The sequence below is a fragment of the Candidatus Acidulodesulfobacterium ferriphilum genome (assembly GCA_004195035.1).
Taxonomy (GTDB): Bacteria; SZUA-79; SZUA-79; order Acidulodesulfobacterales; family Acidulodesulfobacteraceae; genus Acidulodesulfobacterium; species Acidulodesulfobacterium ferriphilum.
On sequence record SGBD01000001.1, the window covers coordinates 425,828 to 451,005 of the forward strand.

Annotated in this window: 21 protein-coding genes and 2 tRNA genes; 2 read left to right on the plus strand and 21 right to left on the minus strand. The window is 35.2% G+C overall.

The window, feature by feature from the left end; translation table 11 throughout:
* Positions 1–148: 148 nt before the first annotated feature.
* From pheT to EVJ47_02150, 3 genes are read right to left on the minus strand one after another with little or no spacing between them, the layout of a single operon-like run.
* Positions 149–2,578, minus strand: a complete 2,430-nt coding sequence (gene pheT / locus EVJ47_02140) for a phenylalanine--tRNA ligase subunit beta (protein ID RZD15094.1) — start codon at positions 2,576–2,578, stop codon at positions 149–151.
* Between the two features lie 33 nt (positions 2,579–2,611).
* Positions 2,612–3,601: a DNA-processing protein DprA gene (locus tag EVJ47_02145; GenBank protein RZD15095.1), complete on the minus strand. Its 990-nt coding sequence runs from the start codon at positions 3,599–3,601 to the stop codon at positions 2,612–2,614.
* Positions 3,594–4,184 (minus strand): ComF family protein, encoded by a 591-nt coding sequence (locus tag EVJ47_02150; protein RZD15096.1) that lies wholly within the window; start codon positions 4,182–4,184, stop codon positions 3,594–3,596. Before EVJ47_02150 ends, EVJ47_02145 begins: the two co-directional genes overlap by 8 nt.
* A 45-nt stretch (positions 4,185–4,229) precedes the next feature.
* On the opposite strand from EVJ47_02150, the gene EVJ47_02155 reads away from it, so the two are divergent.
* Positions 4,230–6,272, plus strand: a complete 2,043-nt coding sequence (locus EVJ47_02155) for a hypothetical protein (GenBank protein RZD15097.1) — start codon at positions 4,230–4,232, stop codon at positions 6,270–6,272.
* A gap of 1 nt (position 6,273) precedes the next feature.
* On the opposite strand, the gene EVJ47_02160 is transcribed toward EVJ47_02155, so the two are convergent.
* The 9 genes from EVJ47_02160 to EVJ47_02200 form a co-directional block, all read right to left on the minus strand.
* Positions 6,274–7,278 (minus strand): phenylalanine--tRNA ligase subunit alpha, encoded by a 1,005-nt coding sequence (locus EVJ47_02160; protein ID RZD15547.1) that lies wholly within the window; start codon positions 7,276–7,278, stop codon positions 6,274–6,276.
* 155 nt (positions 7,279–7,433) lie between these two features.
* Positions 7,434–7,521, minus strand: a tRNA-Leu gene (locus EVJ47_02165).
* Between the two features lie 74 nt (positions 7,522–7,595).
* Positions 7,596–9,053: an NADPH-dependent glutamate synthase gene (gltA, locus tag EVJ47_02170; GenBank protein ID RZD15098.1), complete on the minus strand. Its 1,458-nt coding sequence runs from the start codon at positions 9,051–9,053 to the stop codon at positions 7,596–7,598.
* A 70-nt stretch (positions 9,054–9,123) separates the two neighbouring features.
* A complete protein-coding gene (locus EVJ47_02175) occupies positions 9,124–9,963 on the minus strand; it encodes a sulfide/dihydroorotate dehydrogenase-like FAD/NAD-binding protein (GenBank protein ID RZD15099.1) in 840 nt (279 codons plus the stop codon).
* A gap of 26 nt (positions 9,964–9,989) precedes the next feature.
* A tRNA-Cys gene (locus EVJ47_02180) sits at positions 9,990–10,064 on the minus strand.
* Between the two features lie 158 nt (positions 10,065–10,222).
* Positions 10,223–11,305, minus strand: coding sequence for a hypothetical protein (locus tag EVJ47_02185; GenBank protein RZD15100.1), 1,083 nt, complete (start codon positions 11,303–11,305; stop codon positions 10,223–10,225).
* A 48-nt stretch (positions 11,306–11,353) separates the two neighbouring features.
* The gene (locus tag EVJ47_02190; protein ID RZD15101.1) at positions 11,354–12,337 is read right to left on the minus strand and encodes a tetratricopeptide repeat protein; all 984 of its coding nucleotides are present in this window, start codon (positions 12,335–12,337) and stop codon (positions 11,354–11,356) included.
* 194 nt (positions 12,338–12,531) lie between these two features.
* On the minus strand, positions 12,532–12,921 hold the full coding sequence (gene queD / locus EVJ47_02195) for a 6-carboxytetrahydropterin synthase QueD (protein RZD15102.1): 390 nt from the start codon (positions 12,919–12,921) through the stop codon (positions 12,532–12,534).
* Between the two features lie 43 nt (positions 12,922–12,964).
* Entirely contained in the window at positions 12,965–13,468 is a 504-nt protein-coding gene (locus tag EVJ47_02200; GenBank protein ID RZD15103.1) for a hypothetical protein, read from the minus strand.
* Between the two features lie 140 nt (positions 13,469–13,608).
* On the opposite strand from EVJ47_02200, the gene EVJ47_02205 reads away from it, so the two are divergent.
* Positions 13,609–14,904 carry a hypothetical protein gene (locus EVJ47_02205; GenBank protein ID RZD15104.1) on the plus strand — a complete coding sequence of 432 codons (1,296 nt, stop codon included), beginning with the start codon at positions 13,609–13,611 and terminating at the stop codon, positions 14,902–14,904.
* On the opposite strand, the gene EVJ47_02210 is transcribed toward EVJ47_02205, so the two are convergent.
* The 9 genes from EVJ47_02210 to EVJ47_02250 are packed head-to-tail and all read right to left on the minus strand — an operon-like array spanning position 14,901 to position 25,140.
* Positions 14,901–15,788, minus strand: a complete 888-nt coding sequence (locus EVJ47_02210; GenBank protein ID RZD15105.1) for a hypothetical protein — start codon at positions 15,786–15,788, stop codon at positions 14,901–14,903. The two genes, EVJ47_02205 and EVJ47_02210, sit on opposite strands and share 4 nt — an antisense overlap.
* Positions 15,785–16,444: an HAD family hydrolase gene (locus tag EVJ47_02215; protein RZD15106.1), complete on the minus strand. Its 660-nt coding sequence runs from the start codon at positions 16,442–16,444 to the stop codon at positions 15,785–15,787. Before EVJ47_02215 ends, EVJ47_02210 begins: the two co-directional genes overlap by 4 nt.
* A gap of 8 nt (positions 16,445–16,452) precedes the next feature.
* Positions 16,453–17,538, minus strand: a complete 1,086-nt coding sequence (locus EVJ47_02220) for a DUF4931 domain-containing protein (GenBank protein RZD15107.1) — start codon at positions 17,536–17,538, stop codon at positions 16,453–16,455.
* 47 nt (positions 17,539–17,585) lie between these two features.
* Positions 17,586–19,268: a hypothetical protein gene (locus EVJ47_02225; GenBank protein RZD15108.1), complete on the minus strand. Its 1,683-nt coding sequence runs from the start codon at positions 19,266–19,268 to the stop codon at positions 17,586–17,588.
* Between the two features lie 15 nt (positions 19,269–19,283).
* Positions 19,284–20,057, minus strand: a complete 774-nt coding sequence (locus EVJ47_02230) for an ABC transporter (protein ID RZD15109.1) — start codon at positions 20,055–20,057, stop codon at positions 19,284–19,286.
* Complete coding sequence (locus EVJ47_02235) at positions 20,054–20,893, minus strand: methyltransferase domain-containing protein (GenBank protein ID RZD15110.1); 840 nt, start codon at positions 20,891–20,893, stop codon at positions 20,054–20,056. Before EVJ47_02235 ends, EVJ47_02230 begins: the two co-directional genes overlap by 4 nt.
* Before the next feature lie 30 nt (positions 20,894–20,923).
* Positions 20,924–22,216, minus strand: coding sequence for an adenylosuccinate synthase (locus tag EVJ47_02240; GenBank protein ID RZD15111.1), 1,293 nt, complete (start codon positions 22,214–22,216; stop codon positions 20,924–20,926).
* 48 nt (positions 22,217–22,264) lie between these two features.
* On the minus strand, positions 22,265–23,563 hold the full coding sequence (hisZ, locus tag EVJ47_02245) for an ATP phosphoribosyltransferase regulatory subunit (protein RZD15112.1): 1,299 nt from the start codon (positions 23,561–23,563) through the stop codon (positions 22,265–22,267).
* Positions 23,563–25,140: a phosphoglycerate dehydrogenase gene (locus EVJ47_02250; protein RZD15113.1), complete on the minus strand. Its 1,578-nt coding sequence runs from the start codon at positions 25,138–25,140 to the stop codon at positions 23,563–23,565. The genes hisZ and EVJ47_02250 overlap by 1 nt, the downstream gene beginning before the upstream one ends.
* Positions 25,141–25,178 lie beyond the last annotated feature (38 nt).

Below are 25,178 nucleotides of genomic sequence, written 5' to 3' on the forward strand. Positions count from 1 at the left end.
CGATTCCGGCATCTTAAAATCGTCTGAGGGCAGATTTGAAATATGTCCCATAATATAGATATTATTATATTGTTTTTTGCCATAAAGTGCAATTTATTTTTCGTCTTAGGGGCGGATTTGAAATATGTCCCCTAATATCATACCGGTTTTAACCCCTTAAGGTTATTCCGAACAGGATGCCCAGCTCTTTTAATAAGTTATCCCTTAATAAGTTTACTTCTTCCATAGTTAAAGTTCTATCGCCCGCTATCGCGTCATATCTTATAAGAAAGGATACTTTGCCTTCTTCTATTTGCTTGCCCGTGTAAATATCCGCCAGCCTTACATTTCTGATTAATTCCGAAAAGCTCTTTATATACTTTTCAATACTCCCGTATTCTATATTTGAATCCGCAATAATCGAAATATCCTGCTCTATTGCCGGATATTTGGGCGGTATAACGAATGCCTTTTTTAATGAAATAAATTCTTTAAGGGAGTCTAAATCGATATCAAAGACAAATGTCTTGTATTCTATCCCGAACTCTTCCAATATATTCCTCTTTATTTCACCAAAAATACCTATCCTTTTTTTACCTGTTAAAACTTCCAAAGAAGTATCAATATCAAATATAGGGTTATCCTCTATTTTAGAATAAACAATTTTTTTAAGACCTAATTCTTTAAGTAAAAATTCTATTATGCCTTTGCCGGCGTAAAATTCCGTTTCTTGTTTATCAAATTTTATCCCGCTGCATAACAGTCCGCACAAGACATTTTGTTCCAAAACAGGGTAATTATCCGAAGGTTCGTTTACATAAGTCTTGCCAATCTCGAATATCTTTATGTTTTTATATTTTTTTGAATTTTGAGATAAAACCCTCAGGATATCGGGGACTAAACTTGTTCTAAAATATGTATAGTCCGCCGAAATCGGGTTTTTTAGTTCCAAAATTTTATCCTTTTTACTACCCGATATTCTAAGCTCAAGCTCTCCGACTAACGACGGGTTTATTACTTCGATAAAACCGTTATATCTTAATAAATCTCTAAGCATCGTAGATGTTTCGTGATTTATGTTTTTGGGGGGCGGATTTAAAACGCCGTACGGAATTGAGGATTTAATATTTTCATAGCCGTATATCCTGAGGACATCCTCGTAAATATTAACTTTATCCGATATATCGTTTCTAAAATACGGAGGAACGGCTTCAAATATATCTCCATTTTCGTTAATTTTAGACTTTACCACGCTAACATCATATCCAAGCCTCGATAGAATATTTAATACTTTGCCGTTTTCAATTGCCTCGCCCGAAAATTCAAATAAATCCTTGAACTTCATCGAATAACTTTGCGGCTTTTCCACTTCTTTAATATCATAAGCATAGCATTCAACCTTCGCACCTTGGATATACTTTTTCACTAAATATATAAACCTCTTAATTCCTAAAACGGAAACTAACGGGTGCAGCCCCTTTTCAAACCTTGTAGATGCGTCGGTTCTCAGGGAAAGTATCCTTGAAGTCCGCCTAATGCTCGACATATCGAAATTTGCCGATTCAACGACGATAGAATTCGAATTTTCGTCAATTTCACTATTTAAAGCCCCCATGATTCCCGCAAGGGCTATTATTTTTTGTCCGCATTCTACGACAATATCCCCGTTCATTAATTTTCTTTCCTTACCGTCTATAGTAAAAACAGACTCCCCGTCACCTGCCGATCTAATATTTATTTGCTTTTCGCCAAGCTTTTTTTCGTCGAAGGCGTGAAGCGGCTGAGATGTCTCAAGCATAACGATATTTGTTAAATCCACGACATTGTTAATTGGTCTAACTCCGCTTTTTATCAGTTTGTTTTTAATATCTGCGCCCGACTCTTTTATCTTTATATTGCTAATTTTAACCGCAATATAAGCAGGAATCAAATCCCTGTTTTCTACATTAACGGTTAATTTATCGTTTTGGGCGCCATAAAATTTTCCCGGGATGATTTCTATATCATTATAAATTTCGGGTAAAATAATTTCTTTGTTAATTATGGCGGATAACTCGTACGCAAACCCCAATACTCCAAATAAATCGGGTCTATTAGGCTCAAGGTCAAATTCTAAAACAGTATCGTCAAGATTAAAGATTTCGTATGCCGTTGCGCCGACTTCTTCGAAAGGAAATTTTATAATGGATGGCATATTTAACTGAAAGCCTAAATCCTTTTCGGAGCAAAATGCCGCCTCCGAAATAACGCCAAAGATTGCTTTATCCCTTATCTTTAACCCGTGTTCGAAAACAGCCCCCTTTGTTGCAATCAGCGGTTTCTCCCCAACCTTAATATCAAGACCCGCCTTCGTAAAAACCACCTTTTTCATTCCGATAATTTCACCGCCGTAAACTCCTGCAATTCCAAACTTATCGTTCGAAGGGTGTTCGCTAATAGACCGTATTTCCCCGACGACGATATTCTTGAAAGATTTTTTCAAAAAATATGGAATTATTTTTTCAACCTCCATAGTTCTATTATTAAAAAGATTCGCAATCTTTTCGCTGTCCATATCGAAATCAATAAACTCTTTAAGCCAATTTAAGCTGACCTTCAACTCTTTTAAATCCTCCTTAAAATAAAAATTAAACTAACCGAATAAGCCGGGTTGCATCAATAATGAACTGCGGGTATCGGATTTTTCTTCATAAATGTCATTATATACGATTCTTAATTCATCCATAACTTCCGCTAAATCAAGTATGCCGTTTTTATCTAATTTTAACGCTACTACCCCGTTTCTTCCCAGCAAAGATTTTAAACCGGAGTTATCTTTTGAATCCATAAGTTCTTTAGCGTATTCGGGAACAAAAACCGGCCTTTTTTGCTTTAAAGAAAAACCGCAAGTTTTCATGGTTCCGCCATTTACAGGAGACGATATAGCGAATGTCCCGAGGCTTGAACCGCTCTGGAGCCTGTCTCTCGCAATTAAATTTTTAGCGCTAATTTTTGAATACAGGGGAAACTCGGAAACTATTGCTCCGTTGCGCAAAATAATTTCTTGATAAAGATTCCTGTTTTCAGGCGGATATACGGATTCTAATAATCCTGAGCCGATATACGCAACGGTATAACAGTTGTTTTTTAACGCAGTTTTATGCGCAACGGCATCTATCCCCATGGCAAGACCGCTTATTATCGAAAACCCGGATGAACAAAGCTGCTCCGTTAAATTTTGCGCCAGATTCAATGAATAATCAGGCGGATTTCTCTGTCCGACAACCGCAGCCGCAAATTTTAAGTTTTCCTTCAAAACCCCCTTATAGTACAAAATTATCGGCTTGTTTCTTATAAAGTTTAAATTATAAGGATAAAACGGCGAGTTATATGTTATAATTTTAATCCCATTTTTTGAAGCATCTTCGATTTCATTGATAGCTTCAAAAAATGCCGTCCTGACAATCCTCGTATTCCTTAAAATTTCTATCTGTTCATCCTTCAGTCCTGCCTTTAAGAAATCCGGTTTCCCTGCATCAAAAATATCGCACGGATTTTTAAATGTTTTCAGTAAAAGAAAGATATGAATATTTTTTAATCCTTTAATTTTTTTTAGCGCAAGGGTACATATTAAATCATCCATTAAAATCACCTTGCAATTTGCCGTAATCTCCGGATGTTTTTCCCAGAAAAAGACCCGTAACCGAATTAGCCCCCTTTTTCAATAAAGTTTGTTTTATTTGTCTAAATGTTGCTCCCGTGGTAATAATATCGTCAAATAAAATAATATTTTTTGATTTTAGTTCACTTTTGTTTTTAATTAAAATAGAGCTTATAGAGCTTTTTTTATATTTTGCTCCCGTTATATGATTGGGTTTATGCCCTTTAATGCAAACTACTTCATCCTTTAAATAACCGATCAAGCCGGCCGAGTTTAAATATGAACAAACTATGCTGTTCGGATAAATGTCGAGATAAGAACTGCTTGGCGGCACAGGTAAAATTAAATCGTACGGATAAAAGTAGTAATAAATTATATTGCTCAAAAGTCTTGCAAAAAATGATATTATTTTATAATCTCCTTTTTTGTACCGCAGTATTAATTCGGAATATTCATCTAAAGAGGAACTGGTATCTTTTTTATTTCTTGGAATATAATTTCTTATGTAAAAATATTCCCCGTCGCCGCCTATATTTATACTATTTTTTAAAATTTTGCTTTGCATCTCGGGTAAAGGTTATTAAAAATAAAAACGCATACTGATTTTATTATGATAAATCTTTATTTTAAAAATTTCAATTTTAATCTATCAAACTTTATAGGAATTGCCATTTTTTCGGAGGATAAGAAAAAATCATTTATAAAAAATCTGACAAATTTGGAATTGGATTATAATGTCATATCCTTTATTAAAATGAAATCTTCTTTACGGCTTTATAATAAAAATAAAATTTCCCGTCCGCTTAATTTTCCTTTAAAAGACATCGAAGAACTTTTCTCTTCAAAGTTTATAATTTTAGAAGATTTGTTTATAGAAAATCTGACGGATGCCGTTTTATTTAATGCGATATGCGATTTTGTTTTGCATAACAAAATTATTTTATGCCCAGTAATTGCGGACAATTTTGATTTACAAAGGATATACGATAATTTTAATAAAAATTTTTATGAAGATTTAATTATAGATATTTTTAAACTTCGCCTCGGGCTTCTGACGGCCACAAGAATAATTTATGATAGAAGCTCCGAATTTGCTACGGCTATAACTTATATTATTAAAAAGATAAGCGAACTTGGATTTCTCCGTCACGGTTCAAACCGGCAAAACCCGTTTGGCAATCCCTGCTTAAAATTTATGGGCAAAGATAATTTTACAATAATGCTTAGAATCCACCCTCTAAAAAAAATTATCGCCATAAGAGATGAATTTATAGGAGATTCTAAAATAATGTTGAATATTTCATTTAACGATATTTATTTCAACCCCGATGAAATAATTAATAAAATTAAGATATTCCCATTTATTGTTCGGGGCATTAAAAATGTTCCGAATAATAAAAAAACTGTGAAATTTAAATATGACAAATTAAGTAAAATTCAGGATATTTCTATAAAAGAATTAAATTCGGCTCATCTTGTTATAGCAGGGGCTGGTTCGGGGAAAACCAGACTGATCGTAAATAAATTCTTATATCTTATGAATTTTATGCCCCCGGGTGAAATTTTGGTATTAACATATACGAATAACGCCGCTGATGAAATAAAAAACCGCATTGGCCGCCTTTGCACAGGCGATAATCTTAATATAAAAAAAATATTAAATATTACGACATACCATAGTTTTTTCTACTCAATCATCAGGGAATATTATTTAGAACTTGGATTTAAGTCTGCGCCGTTAGTAAAGGAACAGGCTTGCGAAAATATTAAAAGCGGTTTTATATCTTACGACGACATGATTTTAAATGTCTTAAAATTATTTAAAAATAAGAATATAGTTTATGATATTGCAAGCCGGTTTAAATATATTTTAGTTGATGAATATCAGGATCTGGATTTTTTAAGCGATATTATTATCAAAAAAATAGACAGCGGCAGAGGCATTACGATGTACGCGGGGGATGACGATCAATCTATCTATGGTTTTAACGGCGGCGATTCAACAAATCTTCTTTTCTTCGATTTATTTTATTCTTCGGGAAAATTGTTTATAATGCAATATAATTACAGGTCTAATTCAAAAATTATAAATTTTTGCAATTCCCTCCTTAATAATATAAATTTTAGATTTCCTAAAAAGATGATTCAATCCGAAGGTGATAATATGCTGTCCGATGAAAATGCTATCGATATTCTAAGTTTTGAAAGTAAAAATTCGGAGGAAAGATTTATTATTGGCCGGTTTAATTTGTATCTGGCTAAGGGGGGGAATGTAGGGATTCTTGTCAGAACGCAAAAAGAGGAGGATAATTTTAAAAAAATTTTAAAAGAAATGAATCCCGAAGTCTATGCAAATTCTAAAAATTGGTTTATCGGAACAATCCATAAAAGCAAAGGAATGGAATTTGATACCGTATTTATTGCAAATGCAAATAACGGCAACATACCCCACTCAAAAAGTTTAACGCAGGCATATAGCAAAAATAAAAAAAGCAAAAATTTAAACCACCCGTTCCAGTTTTTTCTAAATAACGATATTAATGGAAATAGCGCATATGATGATGAAATTAAACTATTTTATGTAGCGGTTTCAAGAGCAAAGAAGAAAGTTTTTATAACATACTCAGGCAAGAAGTCCGAATTTTTAGCATAGGTCAAAACTGGCTTAATACATCTAAGTTTCCCTGATAAAGAAATCTTAAATCATTGATGTTGTATTTCAACATTACAATCCTGTCGAATCCCATTCCGAAGGCAAATCCCCGGTACTCGTTCGGGTCTATCCCTGCATACTTAAAGACATTGGGGTGAACCATGCCGCACGGAATAACCTCTATCCAGCCCGTATGCTTACAAATGCCGCATCCCCTGCCTCCGCAAAATACGCATTCTATATCCAAATCAAGGCCCGGCTCCACAAATGGATAAAACGCGGGTCTAAATCTGGTTTTTTTTGCGCCTAAAAGATATTTAACGGTTTCTTCTAAAATACCTTTTAAATCGGTTAATCTAACATTTTTATCGACGAAAAGCCCTTCCATCTGATTAAACATAAATAGATGTGTTGCATCGACAGCCTCGTACCTGTAGCATCTGCCCGGCGCTATAACTCTAAACGGAGGAGATTTTTTTTCCATGGTTCTAACCTGAACGCTCGATGTATGAGTGCGGGGAACAAGTCCGTTCAAAAGATAAAAGGTGTCCCAAACATCCCTTGCAGGATGATTTGCGGGAATATTTAAGGCGTCGAAATTATAATATGTGGTTTCTATTTCCGGGCCTTCGGCTATTTCAAAACCCATCGAGGAAAAAAAATTAACGGCTTCCTCGAGAACTGCCGTAATAGGATGTTTATGGAATTTTTCGATATAAGCGCCGGGAACGGTTAAATCTAATTTATGTTTTTTAAGCAGCCCTATTTTACCGGCTTCTAATAATTCGTTTTTTTTATTTTGATAAAATACTTCTATCTGCTTCTTGACTTCGTTGGCTTTAGACCCTATATTCTTTTTTTCTTCGGGGCTTAAAGAATAAATTAAATGAAGTATTTCGGTGAGTTTGCCTTTTTTGCCGCAAAAAAATTTAAATCGATTTTCCAACTCGGATAAATCTCTCGCAGCCTTTAATTCATCTAATGCGTTTTCTAAAATTTCGCCGATTTTACTTAAAAACGGGCTTTGCCGATTTGAATCCGCACCCGGCTCGGCGCCGTTCCCGATTTCGTTATTCATAATGGTAATTTTATAATATTTTAAATTATTTTCCTATAAATCTTTATTATGAAATATAATAGCATGGCAAAAAAGTTAAAGAATGGTGCCGAGGGCCGGAATCGAACCGGCACGGAACAAAGTTCCGAGGGATTTTAAGTCCCTTGCGTCTACCATTTCCGCCACCCCGGCATTTTATTTAAAGCGCGGCGATTAAAAATATAATTTAACAATAATTTATTATCGCGGCAAAAGTGTTTTTACCTTTACCATGTACCTGTCCTGAGATATTCATTTATGGAGACCGCAGCCTTTTTGCCTGCCCCCATCGCCAGTATAACGGTTGCCGCGCCCGTTACAATATCGCCGCCTGCGAAAACGCCCTTTTTTGTGGTTCTTCCTGTATTTTCATCGGCAACTATGTGTCCCCATTTATTTAAATCCATCCCCGGCGTGGAATTCGGCACAATAGGGTTTGCATTAGTTCCAATCGCAATAACAGCGGCTTCTATAGCGGTTATAAACTCCGATCCCTTAATCGGGATAGGTCTTCTTCTGCCGCTTTCATCCGGCTCTCCCAGTTCCATTCTCTGGCATTCGACAGCCTTAACATTTTGATTTTCGTCACCGATAAACCTTACGGGATTAATTAAAAATTCAAATTTAATCCCTTCCTCTTCGGCGTGGTGCACCTCTTCAAGCCTTGCCGTCATCTCCTTTCTTGAGCGTCTATAAAAAATCCGCGCATCCTCGTATCCAAGCCGCAAACCTGTTCTTACCGCATCCATTGCGGTATTGCCTGCGCCAAATACGACAAGAGTTTTGCCACATTTCATCGGCGTATCGTATTCAGATTTATTGTATGCGCGCATTAAATTAACCCTCGTAAGAAACTCGTTTGCCGAATAAACACCGTTTAGTTCTTCCCCCGGTATATTAAGAAATTTTGGCGTTCCGGCGCCGGTTCCGATAAAGACGGCGCTATATCCCTTTTTTTCAAGTAATTCATCTACCGTAAAAGTTTTTCCTATAACAGCATTTGTAAAAATCTCAACGCCCATATCCTCTAAAACCTTTAGCTCTCTCAAAAGTATTTCCTTTGGAAGCCTGAACTCGGGAATCCCGTACATTAAAACACCCCCAATTTCGTGGAGCGCTTCAAATATGGAAACACTGTACCCCATTTTGCATAAGTCTCCCGCCACCGTCAAGCCTGCAGGTCCGCCCCCTATGACGGCAACTTTTTTACCTTTGTCGGCTTTTACCGTAATACCGGTATTTCCGTATTTTGCCTCATAGTCGGCAACAAATCTTTCTAAATTGCCGATTGCGACGGACGGCGTATCTTTTCTTCTGCCAATCACGCATAGTTTTTCACATTGGTCTTCCTGCGGACAAACTCTGCCGCAAATTGCGGGAAGGGAGTTAGTCTCTTTAATCTTTTTAGCGGCAGCCAAAAAATCGCCTTTCTCGATAAGGTTTATAAAACCGAGGATATCAATATTTACAGGACATCCTTTTACGCATTCGGGCACTTCGCTTTTGCACTGAATGCACCTTTTAGCCTCTTCTATTGCTTCTTCGGGAGAATATCCGTAAGGCACCTCCTTGAAGTTTCGCTTCCTTTCTTCGGGGGGCTGGGAAGCCATCTCATGTCTTTTAATTTTAAGACGGGCCTTCGTGTCCAATGAATTGTCTTTGTTTAAATCTTTACCCTCATCCATAATTATTTACTCACAATATATAAATAAAATATTTAATTTAGTTCATTCACAAATTAAAAATGAAAAACGGTTAACTTTGATGATGTTCTTTCGTATGGCATTCATAAGAAGCCTTTTCTTCTTCCTTATAAAATTTAAGCCTGTTCATAAGATTATCAAAATCAACCTTATGGCCGTCAAAGTCCGGTCCATCCACGCAGGCGAATTTGGTTTTTTTATCTACAAGCACCCTGCAAGCGCCGCACATACCGGTCCCGTCAATCATGATTGGATTTAGGCTGACGATAGTCTTAATAGACTTATCCCTTGTTAAATCGCTGACGGCCTTCATCATAATTACCGGCCCAATTGCAATAACTCTATCTACGGGTTCTTTTTTATCATCTATAAGCTCTTTTAAAACATCCGTAACAATACCCTTTGTTCCGTAACTGCCGTCGTTTGTAGCAACTAAAAGTTCCGTACTGACGGCCCTCATTTCATCTTCCATTAACAAAAGGTTCTTGCTTCTCGCGCCTATAATAGAAATAACTTTATTCCCGCTCTCTTTTAAAGCCTTGGCGATAGGGTAAATTGCCGCTATGCCAAATCCTCCGCCAATGCAAACCACGGTCCCGAATTTAATGATTTCCGTAGGAACGCCCAGCGGACCAACCACATCTGCCAAACTATCTCCCACATTCAATTCGCTAAGCATATGCGTTGTTTTGCCGAGCGTTTGAACTAATATAGTGACGGTTCCGTCATTTTTGTCGGTTTTTGCAATAGTTATAGGTATTCTTTCTCCTTTTCCGTAAACCCTTAAGATGATAAATTGTCCGGGCAAAGCCTTCGAGGCAATATCGGGAGCCAAAATATTATATAAATTAATACCTTCCCCCATACTTTTTCTGCCAACTATTTCATACATATCGATCCCTCATAAGACGAATATTATGGAGGCGGCACTCGGATTTGAACCGAGGTATAGAGGTTTTGCAGACCTCTGCCTTACCGCTTGGCTATGCCGCCGAAAAAATAAAATATCATAACTTTAATTAACTTTGTTGGATATGCTGCAGATTATTTAGCAGAACTCCCTTTCAGGAAATTGCGCCATATTCCATTAATGTATATATTATAGCATTTTTATTTTTTACATAAAATAAAAAATTTTGGTTACCCGTATATTACTTGTATAAAAGAAGACTTTTAGCCGGTATTTTATTTTTGAAAACCTTTGAAGGTTCCTTTATTTTCTTTAAAGCCAGTCCGATAGGTTTTGCGTATATAGAAAATGTTCCGACCCTGTTGAAAACAGTTTTTACCAGGGCAACGCCTTTATGAAAAGATTTAAAACTAAATACGGAGCTTCTTTCTATCCCCAGCCCGGAAATTAAGATAAGCTTTACTTCTCCCTTCGTTTTATTAATATTTCCGATAACATTATTATATCTATCTACGGAAACAATCTTAATTATAAAAGGTCTGCCGGCCGGAACCTTAGAGATATTGGTCGATATAAGGAACTTATCGAAACCTGAAGGCTTTATATCGATATTCTTGCTTATAAAAACATGGCTCTTTCCATCGTAATGCGCTTCAAAATTAAGCTGGCTTATGCCTGCCCTATCGGAAATAAAACTAAACTTGCCTATCCCGTTTTTTATATAACCTGAAGGAATAACCCTTGGACGAATTTTAAAATTATCGCCGGTAAGGTAAACCTGTATGTCGCCTTTAGGCATAAAGTTAACTGGATTGCCATATTGGTCTGCGGCATATACCTTAACATTAAACGGCTGTCCCGCCGTAACTTTTGCAGGGGAAACTATTTTTAAATCATGGAACGGGCCCGGCGACACTCTTATAGGCGAACTGGAATTACTAATTCCTTCAAATGATGCGGCTAAATTCATTTTTCCCGCTTTTTTATAAGAAAGATTAAAACTGACTACCCCGTTTTTAAATTCGGAAGCAGGAATATTTAAATGTTCTATATAATAATTGCCGATAGTTACCCCGACATTTAACCCTTCATATTTAGCGGCAAAGTCTGTAATCACATTTCCATAATCGTCTAACGCAACGATTTTAATTTTAAATTTCCTTCCCGCTACAACTTCATGGGGAACGCTTATCCTAAAGGTATTCAACTTGCCGGGCATAATCGTAATGGTGGTAAAGGCAGATGCGTTGTTGAATAAGGAAAAACTAAATAAAAATAAAGCTGCCCAAAAAAATATCGCCTTTTTAATAGAATTAATATTCATAATAGATTCCCTCATAAAATAATAGTGTAATAAACTTATAACATATATTTATCGTCCTTTTTCAGCGATATTTAAATAATATTTAATTTTATAATTTGAAGGATTTAACTCTAATGATCTGGCAAAATAATGCTTTGCTCTTAAAAAGTCTCCGCTACGCAAATAAATCAGCCCTAAAATAAAATTAATCTGCCATACATTTTTTTGCTTTAGCGCCTCTTTGCCATAAAGTAAAGCATTATTGTAATCTTTTTTTTCATAATTATCAAGAGCCGCATTTGACAAAGCCTGATAATTTGAAGGGTTTAGGGCTATAGCTTTTTTAAACATTTCGAAAGCCCTGCTATAATCTTCCCGTACAAAAAATGCAACTCCTTTTTTATTGTAATAATCGGATTTTTTTAGTTTTGCTTTATATGCCAACTTTTCATAAGCTTTATTGGAAATTTTTTCTTTTTCAATTTTCAATTTTTTACTTTTTACTTCCGGCGGATATTTCCTCGCAGATTTAATTTTTTTTACATATTTTTTAGACGCGGCGGGAGCAAAAAAGGGGTTAATAGTTCCAAATGTTTGCGGGGGCGGGGTTAAATTGCGTTTATATTTTAAAATATGCGTTAAGACATCCGTTTTTTTTATAGCATATACGGATAAATCCGAATAAAACGAGACATAATCCCTGTTCGTTTTGTTTTTAATTAAAAATTTATTTAATTGGATTTTATCGTTATATTCCAATGTCTTTATAAATAAATAAATATTTTTAGGCTTCCCGTATCCTGAAATTTTAAAGGAATATATTTCTCTGTTTTTATGTTTTTTAAAATAGTTTAATTTTACATAGCTTAATTTTACATAATATTTTTTGGAATCATTTAAAATTTTTGAAATAAAATATTGGTCGTTTTTATTAAAATAGTATCCATATCTAAGGGATGGGATGCCTATTTCCTTTATTTTACCTATATTTTCGGCAATATCTTTTTGTATTATTTTTAAGTGATTAACTTTCTTGTCTATTTTAGAATTCATTTCTTTTTCTTTTTTAACGGCGTTTTGAAAAAAGAAATAAAAAATGAAAATAGAGATGATGAGAATTATTACAAGAATTAAATTAAAAATTTTTTTATTATTTGGATTCACGGAAGCATTAAATTTAATTCGTTATTTTAATTTTAATATTAATATATCAATAATCTTTTAATATATTCAAGAATTTTAGTCAATCAATTTTTACGATATGATGCCATCGATGAAGAAGTTTCGTAAACATCGACTCTTGTTATTCTAATATCTTTACACTCATTGTATTCATTGAGACCGATTATTTTTTCAAGCTCTTCGTATATATATCTTGCAATATTTTCCGCAGATGGATTAACTTCTTTAAAAAAATCGAGTTCATTTATAAATTTATGGTCGAGTATTTCCATTACCCCGTCAACATACTTTTTTAGCAATTTGAAATCGATAACTAAACCTATTTCATTCAATACATTGGAAGTAACCGTGGTTTCAACCCGCCAGTTATGTCCATGAATATTTTCACACTTGCCGTTATATCCCCTGAGCGCATGGGCGGAAGAGAAACTCGATAATACTTTTAATTCATACATATATTATACGGATATTTTATAAAAATATTTAAATAAAATATAATTAATAATTGTCATTAATTTCGATATCGGCATGTTTCCTTAGTCCTTGAATCCATGCTTTTAACTTGGACAGCAACTCCTTGCTCTGTATTTTCTTTGCGTTATTAAAAGAAGTTATGCCATTTTCGGGACTATACGATAAAAAATGCAATCTTTCATAGATAAATTCTTTTTCGAGCAATATATTTTTTACATAATCAAAGAACATCATCGTATTAAATCCATATTTTTTTAAAAACACCTGAAATTGCATACTTTTACATACCGCCTTAAATTTTTTTTTGAAGCTTTTTATATAAGCGTCTATCTGGTTTTTTGATACTTTTATCATTCCGATTTTTTTTTCCTGCTCCAAAATTATTAATCTGTTGATATAAATGTTCAAATTTCTTTTTAAGCTGCTTTTTGAGAATTTATGATTTAATTCATCGCATTTTAGCTCATTAATCTGGTTGACGCCGGCAGAAAAATATAATTCGTTCAATGTTACAGGCGTGCCGTTCACCGTTCCTGCAATTTCGTTTATTAAGAATCCATAGGAGTTTTTACACGAAAAAAGAAAAAATAAAAAAAAAGAACTATATATCAGTTTTTTATACATTTATTTTTATAGAAAATAATAACGATATAATATAAAATTTTAATATGAATGGTTTGCCCGCAATAATAGCTTTGATTTTAATATTATCATTATTTATATTTTTTTTGTATATCTTTTTACAAAAAAAAATATATAAGGATATTCTAATAAAAAAATTTTTAACTAAAAATACGATTAGAGAATATGAAAAACAGGTAAATCTTTATTTATATATTCTAAATAATTTAAATGACGGCTTAACCATTGTGGATAAAGATAAGAATATATTATTCGTGAATCCGGCTTTTAAAGACAATATAAGATCGGCTGCCTTTCCGTATAGCATTAAAAAATTTGAATTTTTGATAAGAAATTTTGAGATAAACAGCCTTGTCGATAATATAATCAACAAAGATAATCTTGATTCTATCGAAAAAAGAATATCCTATTTCGATAAAGCTAACGAAAAAACGGTAAACTGCAGGGTATTTAAAATTAAGGATACCGAAAAATATGCCGTTATAGTAAGAGATGTAACATATCTGCAAAAAATAGAAAATATAAGATCGACATTCATTCAAAATATATCCCACGAAGTTAAAACACCGATTACCGCCATAATGGGTTTTGTCGAAACTTTAAAAAACGGCGCTATGGATAATCATGCTACCGGCATTAAATTCCTCGATATAATAGAACACCACACAAAAAGGCTTAATTATCTTATAGACGATCTGATAACATTAACTAAAATAGAAACGGGAAGGGCGCAGATAAAATTAGAAAAAATTAACATTAAATCTTCGGTCGAACATTCCTTATCGCTGTTTGAAAAAGAAATAAAAGAAAAAAAAATAGACATAGTTAAAAACATAGGCAATGAATTATTTATTTCAGACTTTTCTAAAATTAATCAGATTATAATAAATCTAATCCAAAATGCCGTTAAATATACCGAAAAGGGAGGAATTATCAAAATCGAAGGATCTATTCAGGACGCCAAAACTGTCTATAACTTTATAGCCGGGGCTGAGGAGGCATCCATTTTATGGGATAACCTAGGTAGAGCCGAAACACATAAAGAATTCTTTTTCTTTTCTATCGAGGATACAGGTATAGGTGTGAGTTATACCAATCTTTTAAGGCTGGGAGAAAGATTTTTCAGGGTAAACAGTTCGCATACAACCGAATATAAAGGAACGGGGCTTGGACTTGCAATTATAAAGCACACGCTTAAACTCCTTAACGGCGCTGCCGTGCTTAAGAGCAGTCTGGGAAACGGCTTTATGTTTACATTTATGATACCTTTATCTCAAGATTACATTAATATTAAAGACGGGGAACAGGCCGCGCCGCTTTAGGCAAAATTTACAAAATTTAATGCCGGAAAAGAATCTATAAGCCTATTTTTATACAATAATTCACAATAAAGCTTAAATCCCGCAATTTCTCTTTCCCCAAAATCAAAGCTTAGGCAGTCTGTCCAGTAATTTATAAGTTCCTCATACGATATAAATTTATATTCATCGAGCTTCAATACAGATAAAGCCGCCTCTTTAAAACCGCGGGCAGCATTTTCTTTAGATTTTATAAGATACCTATAAAGAATTTCGAATTCGATTTTCTTTTTATCATAAGCGTCTTTTCTTAATATAAATAACGCAAATACAAATGGAAAACCTGTAAATTTATACCACAAATCGGCAAGGTCGTACGCAAAATAACCTTCCGGGATAAATTTTCTATATTTTAAAGCATTATTACCGATATGCAAAAAATTTTTGCCGTTCATTTTACTGCCGTTAAATTCAGTTTTAAGCTCAAACTTATCGCTTGACGGCAGGGTAACAAAGTTAAGGTTATTAAAATCTAATTTATAAATTTCAACCAATAAAACCTTTAATAAATTTAAAGAGGTTAATGTTTCAGGAGTTATATAAATAGCTTCGCCTTTGTTAAAATCTTCAATGGGTTTTTGGGAAAATAAATAAATGCTTTTTACTGTTTTTTGAGAGCTTATCGAAAGATCGGGAAATAGGACGGACGATTTATAATTTAAAATATAATAAGAGGAAGATGACGGGCTTATATCGATATCCCCTAATTTTAGGCCTTTATTTAAAAAAGCGGGCGTTCCATAAATAAACTCCAGAAAATTTAATTCCGGATGAATTTTTATTTCCTTTTTTAAAAAATAATAAATAGGATAAACATTAAGATAATTTATTTCACCGATATATATCATTTATTATTACCGTTCGGCATTAATCCGGAGATAGACATCGATATAAAATCAGGGTTAAACGATTGAAGTTCTTCATAGGAATGGTTTCCAGATGCAACGCTGAAAATGCGGATACCTGCATTCTTAGCAGTCATTATGTCTATAGGGGAATCCCCTACCAATATTGTTGAGGATAAAGAAATATTGGTTTTTTCAACTATTTTTTGAATCATTTCCGGGGAGGGTTTCCCCGGAAGTCCGTCATACACGCCAAAAACATAATCAAATAAATTGCCTATTTCCAAATGCTCCAGTAATTTCCTTGAAATCGAACCGGTTTTGTTTGTGGCTACATTTAAAGACTTTCCCTTTTTCTTAAAATAAATTAAAAGTTCTTTTACCCCGCCGATCAGCGAAGTTTTTTCAAAACAAACCTCTTTATATTTATTTCTGAAAACTTCGATCGCCTCATCCTGATTTTCCTTTCCAAAAAGCTCGCCCAAAAGGCCTTCGAGCGGAACGCCGACATAGGAGTTGGATTCTTGAAAAGTTATGGTTCTCCCCTGAAATCTGGAAAAAACTTCATCGAAGGCATCGTTAATAGCTTCAAAAGAATCGATTAATGTTCCGTCGAGATCAAAAATTATTGAATCAAATTTATCTAAAATTTTAATCATATAGTTTTTTACTCCTTTAAAAATCCCCTCATAAATTCGGCAGTTTCTTCAGGTATCGCAGTATTTATGGACATTCCGGTTCCGATTTCAAAACCCGCTTTCATGGTAAGGCGTGGAATAATCCTCAAACTCCAGTGATAATAATCCTCTTTTTCGTCCGCTATAGGCGGATTGTTAAAAACAAAATTATAATCAGGGTCGTTCAGCGCATCGCGCATTCCTTTGAGAACTTTTTTTACGATAATTCCCAGAGCTTTAGTCTTGTCAACCGTCATAGAGGCAAAACATGGCTCATGCACAAGCGGCATTATCCATGTTTCAAACGGACTGGTAGAAGCAAACGGGTGAAAAACTATAAAATCGCCGGTTTGCAGGATAATTCGCCTGCCATCGACAATCTCTCCCTGTATCATGTCGCAAAAAATACATCTGCCTATTTCGTCATAATAAAATCTGGCCTGAGAAATGTTATTTCTTAATGTAAGCGGAATAATAGGGGTCGCAATTATCTGGGAATGAGAATGGATTATGGATGTTCCCGCATTAACCCCGTTATTTTTAAATATTATAATGTATCTAAACCTTGAATCCCGGCTTAAACTTAAGTATCTGTCCCTATACATCAAAAATAGCTCTTGAACCTGCTTATCGGAAAAAAAGGGTATCATTTCATTATGCTTTGGGGTATCTATAACCACCTCATGAGCGCCGATTCCGGGTTTGGTCCTGAAAATCTCCGTGGCTTTGGGGAAAAAATATCCTGTAAAATCGGTATTAAAAACTTTTGCATCCCCGCGTGATAAGAGGCTAACCTCGGGGCTAAGAGAAAGGGCCGCAAATTTATTCGGGATAACCCGAACCCACCAGCCTTTTGAGTTAGGATTTGTTCCCGGCGTCCTGTATGATTTAACCTCATTTGGAGAAAGATATTCGTTTCCTGAACAAAATGGACAATCCTCGGAATATTCTAAGGAGTTTGCGTTAATTTCTTTTTTAGACGGAGGAAAGGTGTCAAACTCGTGAGGCCTTCTCCTTCTTTCCGTAGCAATAATAACCCATTCCCTTGTTGTTGGGTCCTGTCTTAATTCTGACATCAGGCGTGCGATTAAATATTATATAATTTTTATTTTTCAAATATAAATCAAACTACATAATTATTATACAAAAATTCATAAATTTTACAAGAATTATTAACTGACCCGAAGGCAAACGGCGTGCTGCTATGCCACACGGCAAACGGCATATTCTGTTTTCCGCCTATGCCGCCGTGGGCGCCCAGCTGATTTTCGAAATTTATTATGCGGCGGCCGTTATATTCCCCAAATAATATTAAATCTCCGGCGTTATTAAACTTACAGAACCTTTCGATAGACGAAAGAGCCATATCCTTTTCTTCTTTGCTGCCGTAATCGTCTATGATGTGTTTTAGACTTGGATAATTATCCGCACCGTTTTCAAAAAAGTCTAAAAAACGATAAAACCTGTGAGAGTTTTTGTCAAAAATAACCGCTTCGCCATTATCATTCTGACCCATAATAAACCCTATACCTCTGGTTTTTGCAAGCATAAGAGTTATACATGGGAATGATTTTTCGACTTCTTCGACGGACATCTTTGATGATTTCCCCGAAAAATAAATATTGGCCATTGGTCCTGAATTCATAATATAAACTATTTTATCCCTTTCCCAGTTTATTTTTTTATTGAAATCGCGGGCAGGCTTATTGTTCGCATCTATTTTACCTCTGAAATTATTTAAAATTTTATTGCATGTCCCTCTTTTAAAAAAATCGTTTATGTATATAATTAATCTTTTTATAACGGCATTGTATCCCGTATCAAACTCATAAATTGTGAAATTATCATTTTTAATATAATCTGCGATTATATTCTCAAGCTTTTTTTTATGATTTAAATGAAAAAAGGGTATGGACGGGGTGTGGCCGTGGTCGGAAATAATAAAAAAATCGTATTTTCTTTCAGCCCTCTTTATTTCTTTATAAATATGATATATTTTTCTGTCTATAGCCTTTAATGTACTTAAAGCGCTGAGCGAATACGGTCCCCTATGATGAGAAATTTCGTCATAACCTATATAATCGAGATAAATAGACGGAACCCCCCTTGATATATCCATTATGGCGCCAAATGTTTCTATTTCTTTAAATATAACATTAGACATAACCCTTGCAAACGGAAAAAGACCTTCGGGACGGATATCTCTTTTTTTTACGACATCGACGACCCTTTCCCATATTTCAATTAAAAACTCAAAAAAAACATAAATAAATGTCTTTAAAAAGGTAAAAATATGAAATATAAACACAATGAAAATATCAAAATTTCGAACCTTTCTTTTAAATAAATAACGAATAGAAAAGGTTGAAAGCGTGAAAGTTGATCTGGATGCTCCGCCCGCAAAAAGATTGACATAACTTGAACCCCCGATGAGAAGCCCGCGATTTTTTTTTGCAAGCGCCTCCTCGATATAACCGGCGCTTTCAGGTTTTTTAAAGATTATCTCGTCTCCAGTTTCTCTTTCTATCCACCTGAATCCCGGCACATTATCGTTATTTCCATATAGAAGTCCTGCCTGAAAAAAGGGGGTATCGCTGGGAACCCCTATAAAATACTTGTCAAAACTGTATCCGTCCCCCGTAATGATTTTTTTCAAATGGGGCATTAAATTAAGCGACAAGGCTTTTTTTACGGCTTCATAGGAAAGTCCGTCAATCTGAAAGATGACAAAGCCTTTTTTCTCTAAAGGTTTTTTAACCTTTATTTTTCTGATAGATTTTTTAAATATCTTTAAATTAATCTTCATTTTTGTTTAAATTTTTTAATTATCCTCTTTTTCAAAAAAATAATTAGAAAGAAAAATCATTATAATCAGAAATGATAAAATAAAAATAAAGTCTAATATAATGGGGGTCTCGGGGATAAAAAAACTTACTTTTTTGTTATAAAAAAAGATATACTTCAGTATATCGACGGAATACGTTATGGGATTAACATAAGCCAGTATTTTTAAGAAAAATGGGAATCTTTTTATCGGATAAAGCGCGCCGCTTACAAAAAACATCGGCTGGACTATAAGGTTTATAATCGAATTAAAACCCTCAAAGGATGTCATTCTCGAGGCTATAACTATTCCAAAGGCGGTAATGGAGCATGAAATTAAAAAAAGGGAAAAAACGGTAAGAATAAAAACGCTTAAAGAAATTTTAATTCCTAACGCAGGGGCAAAAGCCAGCATTATTATCGCCTGAATGGTGCTGATAATACCGCCAGATGTTATCTTTGCGGATACGAATGTTTTTCTCGATACGGGGGAAACGAGAATCTCCTTTAAAACCCCGAACTCCCTATCCCATATTATCGATATCGAAGAAAAAATAGATCTGAAAAGAACCGTCATTACAAGTATCCCCGGAAAGATAAACTGCATATAAGAACCGCTTTTAATCTTAACCATAGTCGAAATGCCGAAACCAACGAATAAAAGCCAGATAACCGGCCTTGAAAGATCCGTGATAAGCCTTGACCTTTGCCTTATAAATTTCAAAATTTCTCTATTATTTATTGCTATAAATGCGCTTAATTCAGTTTTCATTTTTTACCGGTGATTACAAACTCCGTTTTCGAAATAAATAAATATTCTTTAGAATTTAAAAAATTAAAATAATCATTCAAGCCTCTGTGAAATTCCGCCATGCCTATAAGATTTTCTTTAAAAAGGTCATTTTTAACAAGTTCTAACTCGTTTTGAATTAATAAAAAAGCATCCTTTAACCCCGAAAAATTAAAATCATTGTCCTTTTTACTAAAAAAAGTTGCGGTATATGGTTTTACTTTTATATCTCTAAATCCATGCGCCGATAAAAAGGACGGTAATTTTTTTGAAATAAATCTATCCCCTCCTTTTAATTTTTGATATTCCGAATAAATTTTAAACAAATTTTCTGACCTTTCGGGTAAATCGGGATAAAATAAATTTAGTTCATCGTCTATATCTATTATAACCAATATTCCGTCATCCTTCATTACCCTTTTTACTTCTATGAGAAAATCATCCGATAAATTTACATGTTGAAAAACATACCTGATAAAAACTGCATCGAAAGATGCATCTTTTATCGGCATATTAAACCCGTCTGCACATATAAAATATACATTTTTATCTTCTATCAAAGAACTGCCCGCATTTAAAAGTTCCTTATCGGAATCGATACCGATAATCTTTCCGGCATTTCTATTTTTAAGCAAACATGGCAATATTCCCAAGCCTGTTCCGATATCGGCCGCAATTTTATTATCGAAGTTATAGGGGATGCCGTTTAACTGATGCAGAAGGTGATGCGAGGTTAAATAGGACTGGAAAGCCAGAAATCTCACATGAGGTGAATAATTTAGCGAATTTTTTATTTTAATGCATTTTTCGCAAAGCAAGCGATTATCCTAAAATATGCCTTTCAGGGCTTAAAATATGCCTTTTAAAATTATAGTCTGCGTTCTTTCTTTTCCAATGGATACGATATTTAACGGCAGACCCGTCAGTTCTTCTATTCTTAAAAGATATTTCTGCGCATTTACGGGAAGATCTTTGAACGATTTTATACCGGATATTTCTCCGCTCCATCCAGAAATTTCCTCATATACCGGGGTTATTTTATCATAATCGGCCATGGAAGGGGGGAGATGGTCAGTTACACCGCCTTTAAACATATAACCCGTACAGATGTTTATTTTTGTAATACCGGATAAAACATCGAGTTTAGTAACGGCCATTCCTGTTATACCGTTTAAATTTTTAGCCTCCCTGATAAGATTGGCATCAAACCATCCGCATCTTCTCGGCCTTCCCGTAACGGAACCAAATTCTTCGCCCTTATCGCGAATTGTATTGCCCGTTCCTTCCTTGAGTTCGGTGGGAAAATAACCCTCCCCCACCCTTGTAGTGTATGCCTTAGTTATTCCTATTACCTCATCGATTATAGTCGGCCCCAACCCAATGCCTGCCAGAGCGCCGCCGGCAACCGTATTAGACGATGTAACATAAGGATATGTCCCGTGGTCAACATCAAGAAATGTCCCCTGAGCGCCTTCAAGCATTATATTAAATCCCTTCTTAAGTCTTTCGTTTACAAAGCTGGATGAATCGATTAGAAAATCTTTTAATTTTGTTCCAAATTTAAAATACTCATCGATTAAATCGTCCGGGCTGAACATATCTTCGCCCAAAACATTTTTAAACAAATAGTTTTTTTCTTTCAAACTTAAAACAATCTTATCGTATAACAATTCTCTGTCAAGCAGATCTACCGCTCTAATGCCAAGCCTCGCAACTTTATCTTCATAAGCCGGACCTATCCCCCTTCCGGTTGTCCCTATCATGCCGGCGCCCCTTAGCCTTTCTCTTGCAATGTCAAGCCTTTTATGATAAGGCATAATTATGTGGCATTTATTGGAGACAAAAAACCTGTCTTTAATATCTATGCCTATTTTTTTTAAAGCGTCTAATTCTTCAAACAGCACCGCTGGATCCACAACTACGCCGTTGCCCAGAATACAGATTTTTTCTTCGTTGAGTATCCCCGATGGAACGAGTCTGAATACGAGGCTTAAATCCCCGTTCACAACGGTATGCCCTGCATTATTCCCGCCCTGATAACGGGCTATAATATCGGCATCTTTCGCCAATAAATCCACGATTTTTCCCTTTCCCTCGTCTCCCCACTGAAGGCCTACGACAATGATATTTTTCTTTCCCATAAATCCTTTGTTTAAATTAAATTAATTTTAATTAACCTTGCTAATAACCTATAATTCAAGATATTTTTTAAAATCTGCCATGGTTCTAAATCTTTTTTCGCTATTATTATAAATGTTTTTTAATAAAATGTAATATTTTTCTTCAGCCTCCGCTCCGCCGAACCGCGTTTTGCCTTCATTATTTTGCATATATACGACATGTTTTATACCCTGTTCTTCCGCATACTTTAAAGCATCTGAATAATCATAATCCATAAAATCGGATTCGGCTTTCAAACCTTTTTTTCTCAAAAGCATAATTATTTCGACTTCCAATTTTTTATTATCCGTTTTATTAAAAACTAAAAAGTCATCGTTCCTGAAATCAGGAAAATCAACATATTTGCTCAATATATCTAAATTAACGGCAAAACCTGCTCCCGCGCAATTTTCTCCAAACATTCCAATTAAGTTATTATATCTGCCTCCCCCAAAAATTTCATAACCGACATGGGGTATGAAACATTCGAAAATAGTCCCCGTATAATAATTTAAACCCCTGATTTCTCCTAAATCGATTGTAATATATTTTTCAAGTTTATACGATTTTATGTACGAAATAACCCGCTCCATAGTTTCAAGAGCATTTATCGCTCTTTCGTTATCCGTCATTTTCCATGCCCTTTTTATAACGGCTTTTTCGCCGAACATAAAAGGCAATTCTTTGATAATATCCTTTTTGCCCTCCGGTAAAGATAAATCCTCCAAAAAAGAGTTTAAACCCGAGGAATCTTTCCTCAGGGTAAATTCTTCGATTTTATTCCTGGCAGGCTCATCTATATCCGAAACAATGCCTCTGAAAAATTCTACATTGCCTATATCAACGCTAAAATCCTTAACATTAAGTTTTTTTAAGGATTCGATACCCATAATAATGAGTTCGGCATCGCTTTCGGGACTTTCCGGGCCTATTAGCTCAGCCCCTGCCTGCCATATTTCGCGAGACTTTCCCAAAATAGGGTCAAAGTTTCGCAGAACAGGTCCAAAGTATGAAAACTTGTACGGCAGCATACTGGAATTTCTTAATGCCGAGCTAAGCCTGCCGATTTGGGGCGTGAAATCGCTTCTGAAAGAAAGCATCTCTCCAGAACCGATATCGGCTACTTTAAATAGTTCATTGGCTTTTGAACTTAAAAGAAATACATCGAGATAATCGATGCTGGGCGTTGCAACCCTTTTATATCCCCACTTCGAGAATTCGTCCAGCAAAGTATCGGCGGCCATATTAATAAATTTGGCTTCAAGAGGTAAAAAATCCCTTGTTCCGGGAGGGGGTTGCGAAGAAATTATTGTGTTTTTTCTATTCACTATAACTCTAAATATTTTGCGCCGGTTATATTTGGTTCTGCCTTGAGCTCCTCAATGACACCGTTACCTACCTGAGAGTCTAACTGTAAAATAGAAACCGCTTTATCCTTATATCTTCCCAAATGCATCCTTGCGATATTGATATTATTTCTTCCGAGAACTTTTCCAATGGATGCTATAACGCCCGGTTTATCAAGATTGAATAAGACAAGTATATGCCCCTCGGGAATAGCTTCGATTGAGTATTCATCTATTTTAACTATCCATGGATTTTTTTTGCCGAAAATTGCCCCCGAAATAGAGAATGTTTTTGTATCGGTAGTAACAAAAATACTGATAGTACTCGTGTAATCCAATGCCTGTTCCGATTTTGATTCTACGATAGATATGCCTCTTTTTTTTGCGGTTTCTATTGCATTAACATAGTTCACATCTTCGCCAAGCAACGGATAAAGAATGCCTTTGACGATATTCGGGGTTATGGCATTAGTATTGTGAGAGGAAACAGCCCCGTTATAATCTATTTTAATGGATTTAATCCCGCCAGTTACAATATTTCCCAAAAGCTTGCCTATTTTTTCTCCTAAATTTAGATACGGCCCTATTACTTCGACCTCTTCTTTTGTGACGGACGGAACATTTACCGCATTTTTTATAGTTCCGTTAACAAGATAGTCAACAATCTGATTACAAATTGCAACGGCGACATTAACTTGAGCTTCCTCGGTCGATGCCCCGAGATGTGGGGTGGCAATCAGGTTATCAAGCGTTAAAAGAGGATTGCCCTCAGGCGGTTCGACTTCAAAGACATCAAGGGCGCAGGATGAAACTTTTCCCGATTTTAAAGCCTCATAAAGATCGCTTTCGTTGATTATTCCCCCTCTTGCAATGTTTAAAAGTTTGACCCCGTCTTTCATTTTCGCTATAGTTTCTTTGTTGATCATGCCCTTGGTTTCTTTTACCAAAGGCGTATGAACGCTGATGTAGTCGGAACTTGCGTATATTTCATCGAGGCTTACAAGGTTTATTTCAAGTTCCAAAGCCTTATCTTTAGACAGTAAAGGATCGTATCCCATAACATTCATGCCGAAACATTTTGCCCTTTTATAAAGTACCTGTCCAATATTTCCCATACCAATTATACCCAATGTTTTACCGTAAACCTCTGTTCCCTGAAACTTGCTTTTTTCCCATTTGCCTTCTTTTATCGAAAGAAATGATTGCGGTATATGCCTTGACATGGCAAGCAGCATTCCAAATGTAAGTTCGGCGGTGGTTATCGTATTTCCGCCGGGCGTGTTCATAACGACTATGCCTGCCGCTGTTGCCGCCGCCTTATCCACGTTATCGAGGCCGCTTCCTGCTCTTCCGATAACTTTTAGATTTTTTGCGTCCTCTATTATATCCTTGGTAAGCTTGGTTGCGCTTCTGATGACTATGCCGTGATATTCATGGATTATTGCTTTAAGCTCTTCGGGTTTCAAGCCGGTTTTAATGTCAACTTGAATCTCCCCTGTTTTAGTTAAAATATCTACGCCTTCTTTTGAAAGTTTATCGCTAACAAGAACCTTAAGCATTTATTCTCCTCCTATCATACCATATATATTTAAAAACG